Source organism: Streptomyces sp. NPDC086080, assembly GCF_044540255.1.
Taxonomy (GTDB): Bacteria; Actinomycetota; Actinomycetes; order Streptomycetales; family Streptomycetaceae; genus Streptomyces.
This window is the reverse complement of sequence record NZ_JBITRU010000008.1, coordinates 272,050-280,986: the sequence shown is the minus strand read 5'-3', so window position 1 is coordinate 280,986 and position 8,937 is coordinate 272,050. Positions and strand designations below refer to the sequence as shown.

9 protein-coding genes are annotated in these 8,937 nt (G+C 72.4%); 3 read left to right on the top strand and 6 right to left on the bottom strand.

The features are described from left to right. Nucleotides 1–104 precede the first annotated feature (104 nt). Nucleotides 105–908 (bottom strand): pectate lyase, encoded by an 804-nt coding sequence (locus ACIF9R_RS13545; RefSeq protein WP_399978543.1) that lies wholly within the window; start codon nucleotides 906–908, stop codon nucleotides 105–107. 714 nt (nucleotides 909–1,622) lie between these two features. On the opposite strand from ACIF9R_RS13545, the gene ACIF9R_RS13540 reads away from it, so the two are divergent. Further along, nucleotides 1,623–2,084, top strand: a complete 462-nt coding sequence (locus ACIF9R_RS13540; RefSeq protein ID WP_399978540.1) for a DUF6214 family protein — start codon at nucleotides 1,623–1,625, stop codon at nucleotides 2,082–2,084. A gap of 82 nt (nucleotides 2,085–2,166) precedes the next feature. Here ACIF9R_RS13540 and ACIF9R_RS13535 read toward each other — a convergent pair whose 3' ends face one another. Next, complete coding sequence (locus ACIF9R_RS13535) at nucleotides 2,167–2,847, bottom strand: DUF305 domain-containing protein (protein ID WP_399978537.1); 681 nt, start codon at nucleotides 2,845–2,847, stop codon at nucleotides 2,167–2,169. Between the two features lie 206 nt (nucleotides 2,848–3,053). Here ACIF9R_RS13535 and ACIF9R_RS13530 point away from each other — a divergent pair, with 206 nt between their 5' ends. Then, the gene (locus ACIF9R_RS13530) at nucleotides 3,054–4,556 is read left to right on the top strand and encodes an LVIVD repeat-containing protein (protein WP_399978534.1); all 1,503 of its coding nucleotides are present in this window, start codon (nucleotides 3,054–3,056) and stop codon (nucleotides 4,554–4,556) included. Here ACIF9R_RS13530 and ACIF9R_RS13525 read toward each other — a convergent pair. From ACIF9R_RS13525 to ACIF9R_RS13510, 4 genes are all read right to left on the bottom strand, one after another. Further along, a complete protein-coding gene (locus tag ACIF9R_RS13525) occupies nucleotides 4,544–5,221 on the bottom strand; it encodes a TetR/AcrR family transcriptional regulator (protein WP_399978531.1) in 678 nt (225 codons plus the stop codon). The genes ACIF9R_RS13530 and ACIF9R_RS13525 overlap by 13 nt on opposite strands. 279 nt (nucleotides 5,222–5,500) lie before the next feature. Beyond that, complete coding sequence (locus ACIF9R_RS13520; RefSeq protein WP_399978529.1) at nucleotides 5,501–6,184, bottom strand: phosphatase PAP2 family protein; 684 nt, start codon at nucleotides 6,182–6,184, stop codon at nucleotides 5,501–5,503. Nucleotides 6,185–6,257: 73 nt separating this feature from the next. Continuing rightward, nucleotides 6,258–7,193, bottom strand: a complete 936-nt coding sequence (locus ACIF9R_RS13515) for a M56 family metallopeptidase (protein WP_399978525.1) — start codon at nucleotides 7,191–7,193, stop codon at nucleotides 6,258–6,260. A gap of 92 nt (nucleotides 7,194–7,285) precedes the next feature. Further along, nucleotides 7,286–7,840: a DUF5134 domain-containing protein gene (locus ACIF9R_RS13510; protein WP_399978522.1), complete on the bottom strand. Its 555-nt coding sequence runs from the start codon at nucleotides 7,838–7,840 to the stop codon at nucleotides 7,286–7,288. A 512-nt stretch (nucleotides 7,841–8,352) separates the two neighbouring features. Between ACIF9R_RS13510 and ACIF9R_RS13505 the strand changes: the two genes are divergently transcribed. Further along, nucleotides 8,353–8,931, top strand: coding sequence for a MarR family winged helix-turn-helix transcriptional regulator (locus ACIF9R_RS13505; RefSeq protein ID WP_399978520.1), 579 nt, complete (start codon nucleotides 8,353–8,355; stop codon nucleotides 8,929–8,931). The last annotated feature ends 6 nt before the right edge of the window (nucleotides 8,932–8,937 follow it).

Here is an 8,937-nt window from a genome sequence, read left to right as displayed (position 1 = left end):
GCGCGGGCCCCGCCGGCCCCCCGCCCCGCCCGCCCCCCCCCCCCCCCCCCCCCCCCCCCCCCCCCCCCCCCCCCCCCCCCCCCCGGCCCGTCACCCGTGGGGGGCTAGCGGTAGGTGATGTCGGACGACGCGTACTTGCAGTACGTGCTGTCGGGGCCCGAGCCGTTGCTGCTCGGCTCCTTGCCGGTGTTGTTGCCGATGTACTTCTGGCAGGGAACGATCTTCTTGCTGCTGTCGCTGATGATCGTGATGTTCCGCAGGGTCGCGCTGTCGCCGTAGTTGGTGTTGATGCCGGCGATCCTGCCGCCCTTCCAGTTCACCTCGATGGTGTTGAGGTTGATCGTCCGCTTGTACTGCGTGGAGCAGTTGCCGCAGGAGCGGACGAAGGTGCCGAAGTTCTTGACCGCGAAGTTCGACACGTTCAGCGTTCCGGCGCCGTTGAACTGGAAGACCTTGTCACTGGCTTCCTTGGCGCCGCCGCCGCTGACGGTGTAGACCGAGCCGGACGACTTGCCCTTGAACGTGGCGGCGTCCTCGCCGACGTCCTCCCACCAGACGTTCTGCAGCGTGCAGGAGCCCTTGCAGTGGATGCCGTCGGCCGCGGGGGCGCCCAGGATGACGTTCTTCAGGACCGCGCCGTCCGCCAGCTCGAGGATCGGGCCCTGGTCCTCGTCCTGGCCGCCCGAGCCCAGGTCGCCGGTGCCGTAGAGGCGCTTCATCGCGTAGTCCTTGGTGCCGGACACGGAGATGGTGGAGGAGACGCCCTGGCTGCCGTTGGGGGTCGGCCAGGTGGCGGCGCCCGCCGGGGCGGCCCCTGTCGTCATGACCATGCCAAGGGAGAGTCCCAGGGTGGCGAGTGCACCCGTCAGCGCGCGCCCGCGGGTGCGTGGTCGTGTCGTGGGAGTCATCTCGTTCCTTCTGTCGTGGTGTGGGGGTGTCCGGCCATGCATCTGAACGGAGTTCGTGATGGTGGCCGTGACGTGACAGGCGGGATGCGCCGGTCACGCTGCTGAACGGAACGTATGGGGAAAGCGCTTTCTGGTCAACGTCGAAGGTGGATCATATTCGGCCAGGAAGCGGGCGGGGATCTTCCTCGCATGTCCGGCCCCGGTGATCAGGCGCCCGGCGGCGACCGGCGCGGCTTCTCGTCGCGCACCGGCGCGGTGCGCGAGGGTGGCCGGGACCGGCCGGGATGTGCCCGCCGGAGGCGTTGTCGCTGGTGGAGACGGTGAGCAGGTCGGTGCCGTGGGCGTGCGGTCCGCAGACGCGGCGGACGGTGCCGTCCGCGGGCCGGCCGGACTCCTCGGGCCGCCGAGTGGCCGAAAAGCGGAAGAGACAGGCTCGGGGTCAGGTGTCGGCCGTACGGGCCGTCGACGGAAGGGGCTTCCCTTCAGGGAGCCTGACGGTGTCCCGGCCGAGGGAGGACGCCCGGTTTCGCCTCGGCTGTTCGATCGCCCGGCCGGTGTCTCCCGGGGCGGCACGGTCCGCGCTCCGCTGACAGGGTGCCGTCCCGCCGGGCGGGGGCGTGTTCTCCAGAGGGAAACTGATCACACCGTTACGTTGCGTGTGTGCTCGAAGCATCTTTTCTTCATCTTTCCGATCGCTCTCCGGCGGAGGGTGCGGTGTCCGTGTGGCCCGCGTGGGAGGTACGGGAGGGGGAGCGGGCGACCCGGTGGCTCCATGTGCGGCTGGACTTCGGCGACGGGGCCAGGATCGACGCGCTCGCGACGGTGTGCGAGGGAGGGGTCTGTGTGGAGGACGTCCAGGCCCGGCCGGCGCTCGCCCTGGAGGACCTGGCCGTGTTCGCCGACTGGATCGAGGGCCCGCTGGCACGGGCCTGCGGCGACGGGACCGGGCCGGACTCCGGTGACGGGACGGGCGCCCACCGTGACGGCTCCGCCCGTCCCCCGGAGCCGTGCGAGCGGCGTCTCGTGGCACGGGCGTACCGCGAGGCACAGGAGCGGGGCGCCGATCCGGTCCTCGCCGTGATGGACGCCACCGGGTACAGCCGGCGCGGCGCGCTCCGGCTCATCGGCCACGCGCGGGACGCCGGTCTGCTGTCCCCGCGGCACGCGCGCCGCTGAGCGCGGCCGCCGGCCCGGCAGCGGGCGCGCGGCCCTCACCCGCCGGCGCGGGGGATCCGGTCGGGCACCCGTCGGCGCACCGTCACAACAGGTCGCGCATCCGGCTGATCTCGCTGGTCTGCTGTGCCACCACGTCGTCCGCCATCTCCTCGATCCAGATGTTGTTGCCCTGTCCCTTCACCTCGGCCGACATGGTGATCGCCCCCTGGTGATGGGTCGTCATCAGGGTGAGGAAGAGCTGGTCGAAGGCCTTCCCGTCGGCCGCCCGCAACTGCTTCAACTGGGCCTGTGTGGCCATCCCCGGCATCGTCGCGTGGTCGTGCCCGTGCCCGTGCCCGTGCCCGTGCTCGCTGTCCCGTTCCGGCTCGTCGTGACTCTTCAGCCAGCCCTTCATCGCCTCGATCTCCGGCCGCTGGGCGGCGGCGATGCGTTCGGCCAGTTTGACGATCTTCGACGACTCGGCGCGGCCCGGCACGAGTTCGGTCATCTCCAGGGCCTGGGCGTGATGCACGATCATCATCCGCGCGTAGGACACGTCGGCGGAGTTGGGGGAGTCGTCCTCCGCGCGCTGCCGGGACGCCTCCTCGGCCGACAGGGTCCGGTTCTCCTCACCGGGCGCGCCCGGCGCGATGACCGAAGGGCCGCCCGCCGCGGAGGACCTGGTGTCGTCCGTGCCGGAGTCGCAGCCCACGAGCCCGAGTACGGCCAGGGCGGTCAGCCCGAGGGCGGCGGCGGACAGGCGTGGCGCATGGCGGTGGTGCACAAGGACCTCCTGCGGCTGGGGCGGTCCCCTCCGGGGGAGGGGCGGGACACCTCGCGAATGACGACGACCGTCCTAGCACGCTTCCGCGCGACATTGATCAGAAAACTTCGCCGCGATGGCGTTGCCCTCTGTTGGTATGTGCATGCCGAAGACGATACTGCCGGAGCGAAAACCGTTCCGACGTGAACGGAACCAGGGAGGAAACAGTGATCCTGTTGAAAGGTTCCCGAACCCGGCGCAGACGACTGGGAGTTGCCACGGCAGCCGGTGGTCTGCTCGCCGCCCTGCTCACCGCCTCGCCGGCCGCGGCGATCCCCGACCCCGGGGACTCACCCACTGCTCAGAAGGAGGTCTCCCGCAGCGACCAGGCGGAGGCCCGCAAGGCCATCGAGAGCGGCGAGATACCCGGCCAGGACGAGATCGTCCACTCCGACAACCTCCGGCACGTGGCCAACATCCCCAAGGACGTGCTGTCCGGCACCAACTCGGACCTGGCCTTCCAGGGCCGGTACGCCTTCGCCGGAAACTACGACGGCTTCCGCATCTTCGACATCGGCAACCCCAAGGCGCCCAGGACGGTGGCCCAGGTCCTGTGCCCGGGCTCGCAGAACGACATCTCCGTCTCCGGCGACCTGCTCTTCCTGTCCACCGACTCCTCGCGCAGCGACAGCAGTTGCAACAGCACCACGCAGCCGGCCACCGAGAAGTCCTCGTGGGAGGGAATGAAGGTCTTCGACATCAGCGACAAGCGGAACCCCCGCTACGTCGCCGCCGTCGAGACCGCCTGCGGCTCGCACACCCACACGCTGGTGCCCGAGCGCAGGAACGTCTACGTCTACGTCTCCTCGTACTCACCGAACGCGGCGTACCCGGACTGCCAACCGCCGCACGACGGCATTTCCGTGATCAAGGTGCCGCGCAAGGCCCCGCACAAGGCGGCGGTTGTGGGCTTCCCGGTGCTGTTCCCCGGTGAGGGCCCGGACGGCGGCGGCAACCCGGGCGGGCCCACCAACCCGGGTGTCTCCAAGACCACCGGCTGCCACGACATCACCGTCCTGCCCTCGAGGGACCTGGCCGCCGGTGCCTGCATGGGTGACGGCATCCTGTTCTCCATCAAGAACCCGGAGCGTCCCCGGGTGATCGACCGGGTGCAGGACAACGTCAACTTCGCGTTCTGGCACTCGGCGACCTTCAACCAGAATGCCCGCAAGGTCGTCTTCACCGACGAGCTGGGCGGCGGTGGCGCGGCCACCTGCAACGCGGAGATCGGTCCCGACCGCGGCGCGGACGGCATCTACGACATCGTCGGCAGGGGCGAGAGGAGCAAGCTGGTCTTCCGCAGCTACTACAAGATCCCGCGTCACCAGGCGGACACCGAGAACTGCGTGGCGCACAACGGCTCGCTGATCCCGGTCCGGGGACGGGACCTGATGGTCCAGGCCTGGTACCAGGGCGGCGTCTCCGTCTGGGACTTCACCAACTCCTCGAAGCCCAGGGAGATCGCGTACTTCGAGCGCGGCCCGCTGTCCACCGACCGCGTCGTCACGGGCGGTTCCTGGTCGGCGTACTACTACAACGGCTACATCTACTCCAACGACATAGCGAAGGGCTTCGACGTCCTGAAGATCGACGACCGGCGCACGGACCCGGCCCGCTGGGTCCACCTGCGCGAGCTCAACGTGCAGACGCAGCCGGACTACTTCGACTGAGCGTCCGGTTCCGTCGCGAAGAACCGGGCCATGTCCGTCCGGTCCTTCGCGCACGTCCCGCCGGATGCTCCGGTGTCCGGCGGGACACCCATCTCCCAGTCGAGCCGGTACCGCTTGAACAGCTCCGCGCGCAGTACGGGTACGGGGAGCGGCGCTCCCGGCATCACGGCCGCGTACACGGCGCCCATCAGCAGGGCGCGCAGCATCGGGTAGTCGGTCCCGACGTCGTCGGAGCCGTGCCGGGCGACGGTGTCGCTCAGCAGTTCGGCCAGGCGCCGCTGTTCGGGGCAGGGCAGGAAACCCTCGGCCTGGAGCAGTCCGGCCATGTGCTGGCGCATCAGTACCGGCCGTTCCCGTGCCAGGCCGAGGATCGCGTCGATGGCCCGCGCCATCCGCTCCCGGCCGTCCTCGGCGGGCGGCTCGCGCTCCAGGGCCTCTTCCAGGGTGCGGTGCATCAGCCGGTGCACGGCGGACTGCACGAGCTGGCGTTTTCCCGGAAAGTAGTATGAAACCAGGCCCCGCGCGGAACCGGCCCGGTCCGCGATGTCGCCGAGCGTCGTCGCCTCGTATCCGTGCTCGCCGACCAGTTCCACGGCGGCGTGCAGGAGCCGCTCCTTCGAACGCCTCCGCAACTCTTCATTGACCAGGGCGCTGCGCGGGGACATGCTGGACTCCTGCGTTGACTGGCTGCCAGCCAACTATACTCAACGCGGCTGGGCGGGCCTCTGGGCCCGTTCCGGGCCGCCGGCCACCTTGGGCGACGCGGGGGATCGTCCAAGGGGGCCGGCACAGGCCCGGGCCCCGGTGGGCATCACGCCGCCCGGCGCGGGCCGTCGTGCCGCGGGGCGCCACGGGGAGAGTACGAGGGCACCCCGTGTCGGCCGCTCCGCGCGGCCCACCATCCACCGCGGCCACACCGGTCACCGGGCGGGAGCAGCGCACGCTCACGCCGTGGCGTGTGGGTGACGGTGTCTGTGGATGCCCACCGCCGCTGTCACCACCAGTGCGCCGAGGAGCCAGCCGCCCAGGACGTCCGACGGCCAGTGGACGCCGAGCCAGACGCGGGTGAGGCCCACGCCGGTCACCGAGACCGCCGTCGTGATCAGCGCCGCGCGCCACGGGACGGGGCCCACGCCGTGACGGCGCAGAAGCCACAGCAGCAGGCCGCAGACGACCGTCGCGGTCATGGCGTGGCCCGACGGGAAGGCCGCGTAGTGCGCGGAGTCGACCGGGTCGGACCAGACCGGGCGGGCCCGGTCCAGAGCCGCCTTCAGACCCTGCTGCACGGCCGTGGCGACGGCCACCGTCAGCACCAGCCACATCGCGGTCCACCGGTCCGCGTACCGCCACACCAGCAGCCCCGCCGCGACACCGCACAGCACCCGCATCGTCCACGGGTCCCAGATCCAGTCCGTCAGGATGCGGGCGGTCCTGGTCAGTGCGGGGTCCGCCACCGCCCAGTGGTGGGTGGTGCGGGAGATGCCGCCGTCCAGCGTGAGCAGGGGCCTCCACTCGACGGCGACCAGCGCGAGCAGCAGCACCGAGCACAGCGCCAGTAAGCCGGTGGACAGGACGGCGGGGCGGCGCTGCGGGGGCCGGGGCGGGGATGAGGTGCGGGGGGTGTGCATGGGGCGATCCTTCTCGACCGGCGGGGTCCGGGGCCAGTCCTGTCACCGCCGCGGGACCCCTGAGGTCCGCGGACTATCCCAGTGCCCGCAATCCCGGTACGAACGCCACCAGGACGGGAACCACCGGCACCAGCGACGCCACGGCGGTCAGCCACAGCCGCCGCCCCGGGGTGAGCCGGTCCGCGGGAGTGAGCAGCCGGTGCACCCGTGCCGGGACTTCGGCCTGCGAGTCGGCACCGGGGCCGAACACCCCGCGGTGTTCGTTGAGTTCGACCAGGGCGAGAGCCGTGGTCAGCCGGCCGAAGCGCCGGGAGGCCGTGTCGTCCGCGGCGAGTTCCACCAGCCGGTGCATCTCGTCGCGGAACGCCGCGAACACCGGCACCTGCGGGAACCCGCCCGCCAGGGCCGAGGAACAGTTCAGCAGCCAGTCGTGCCGGGCCCGTGCGTGGCCCCGCTCATGGGCGAGGACGGCGTCCAGCTGTCTGCCCCTCAGCCGGCGCAACGCGGCGGTGGTGACCACCAGCCGGGGCGGACTGCCGGGCAGCCACCAGGCGTCGGGCAGCTCACCCTCCAGGACCACCAGCCGGTCGGAGTCCGGCTCCTCCCCGGGCAGCAGCGGGACCCGCAGGCGCAGCCGGTCCCTGCGGATCCGGCGTCGGGCCCGGGCCCGCGCGACCTCCCGGACCAGCATCGCGGCGCTCCAGAGCCCGCCGCACGCCAGCGCCACCGCGGTGGCCGCCGCCCAGACCCCCGCCGTGCCGGGGGAGTAGGCCTCCACGACCGCCCGGGGGGCGGTGGCGAACACCTGCCCGCCCACCGCGTGCCAGGCGGCCGCCGCGCTGAACGTCATCGACAGGGCGCAGCACAGCAGTACAGCCACGATCACGCACTGCCACGCCCACAGCGCCACCACCGGTTCACGGTCCGGCCAGTCGGCCCGGGTCAGCAGCCGGGGACCCACGACAGCGGTCAGGACGCCGAGCGCCAGCAGGACCGCGATGAGGATCATGCCCGCAGCCTATGAGCGCGGACCGCTCAGGGATATGGGCCGGAGGTCCGAAGTGACGCAGACAACGGTCCCGGTGCCGCGGGCCCGGTCCCTCACATCGTCAGCAGCATCGCCACCATCCCGATCGCCATGACCAGCCGGCAGGCCCGCGCCAACTCCGGCCGGTCGCCCCAGCCGAGGCCCGGGGCGCCCCCCGGCACGGCGGTCACGGGCACCAGGCGCACCCCCGTCACCAGCACGTACGCGACGAAGTAGAGCAGCAGGGCCCCGGTCAGCAGCGGGATGCCCGAGCCGCCGTGCCCGTGCCCGTGGGTGCTGGTGGAGGACGCGGCCATGGCCACCGCCATGTACACCATCGCCCCGGCCCCCATCAGATGATGCAGGTGGCACGCGCCCGCGCGGACGGCCCACAGCGCGTGCAGCCCGGCCGCGCAGAAGACCGCCGCCTGGACCGGCCAGGCCCAGGCCGGCGGGGTGAACGCCGTAGCGGGCACGGCCATCACGGCCATGCCGAACCCCATCAGCGCCTCGCCGCCCGCGGCATGGCGCTGCTCATCGACACGGCTGCGCATCCGCAGCAGACAGTAGGCGCCGGTCGCCGCGCAGAGCGCGACCAGCAACCAGCCGGACGACGCCGGTCCGTGCACGTGAACCTCCCCCTCGACCCGTTCGGCGTTCGGTCGGAAAATGCCCGCCCCCGGCGACCGGCACGCGGGCGCACGGGGGTACACGGGGAGTGCTCGGGGAGCGGAGCGCGGCGCAGACGTCGAAGGGATGCCCCCAGGCGCGGCGCGCCGGCCGGGGCGGGGCGCCGCGCGGAGGGCGGTGACCAGGACGACGGCGTTCCCGGTGAGCGAACCGGCGCCCAGGGACACGGCAGACTCGCCGGGCACCACCCGTGCCGGCGCACTGGCCCGGACGGCGTACCGCGCGGGCGTACGGCTCGCACAGGAATCCGGCCATGGATGTACGGGGCGAGGCCGGGCCGGCCGGGCCCCCACACGCCGCCCGCGGCCCGGACGCCCGCCCGCCGCGGCCGGCGAGTGGAGGGCCCGGGAGCGGGTCGCGCTCGCCGAGCAGGCAGGACACCGTACGCTCGCGGACACGGTACGACGGGACAGCTTCCCGGCACGAGCACGCACACGGAGGACGTACGGCCATGACGGCGACCGAAGGACCATCGGCGACCGGCGACGAGCGGCCCCGGGGCACCGGCGGGGAGCCGTCCGGCCGGCGGGGTGACACCGTCGCCGCCTCCGTCCGGCAGTGGCGGGCCGTGCACCCCGGCCTGGACACCGGCCCCATGGAGGTCATCGGCCGCATCAACCGCTGCGCCGCCCTCCTGCAGCAGGCGGAGGACGCCCCGCTGCGCCGGGCCGGACTGTCCCGCGCGGAGTTCGACCTGCTCGGCGCGCTGCGCCGCACCGGACACGAGCTGACCCCGAGCGAGCTGGCCCGTGAGACCTTCTCCTCGGGGGCCGCCGTCACCAAACGCCTCAAGCAGCTCAGCGAACGCGGCCTGGTGGAGCGCCGCGGCGACACCCGCGACCGCCGGGTCGCCCACGTCCGGCTCACCGACGCCGGACGCGACGCCGTCGATGGCGTCCTGCCCGCGCAGCTCGCCTATGAGAACGCCGTCCTGTCCGGTCTGGAGAGCCCGGAGCTGGGTGAGCTCGCCGCGCTGCTCGGTGAACTGCTCGGACAGCTGGAAGGGCGTCTGGGCGCACTGGGCGCGTGACGCCGC

Coding starts and splice junctions, on each gene's coding strand:
- ACIF9R_RS13545 (WP_399978543.1), bottom strand. CDS start 908: ATGACTCCCACGACACGACCACGCACCCGCGGGCGCGCGCTGACGGGT.
- ACIF9R_RS13525 (WP_399978531.1), bottom strand. CDS start 5,221: ATGTCCCCGCGCAGCGCCCTGGTCAATGAAGAGTTGCGGAGGCGTTCG.
- ACIF9R_RS13520 (WP_399978529.1), bottom strand. CDS start 6,184: ATGCACACCCCCCGCACCTCATCCCCGCCCCGGCCCCCGCAGCGCCGC.
- ACIF9R_RS13515 (WP_399978525.1), bottom strand. CDS start 7,193: ATGATCCTCATCGCGGTCCTGCTGGCGCTCGGCGTCCTGACCGCTGTC.
- ACIF9R_RS13505 (WP_399978520.1), top strand. CDS start 8,353: ATGACGGCGACCGAAGGACCATCGGCGACCGGCGACGAGCGGCCCCGG.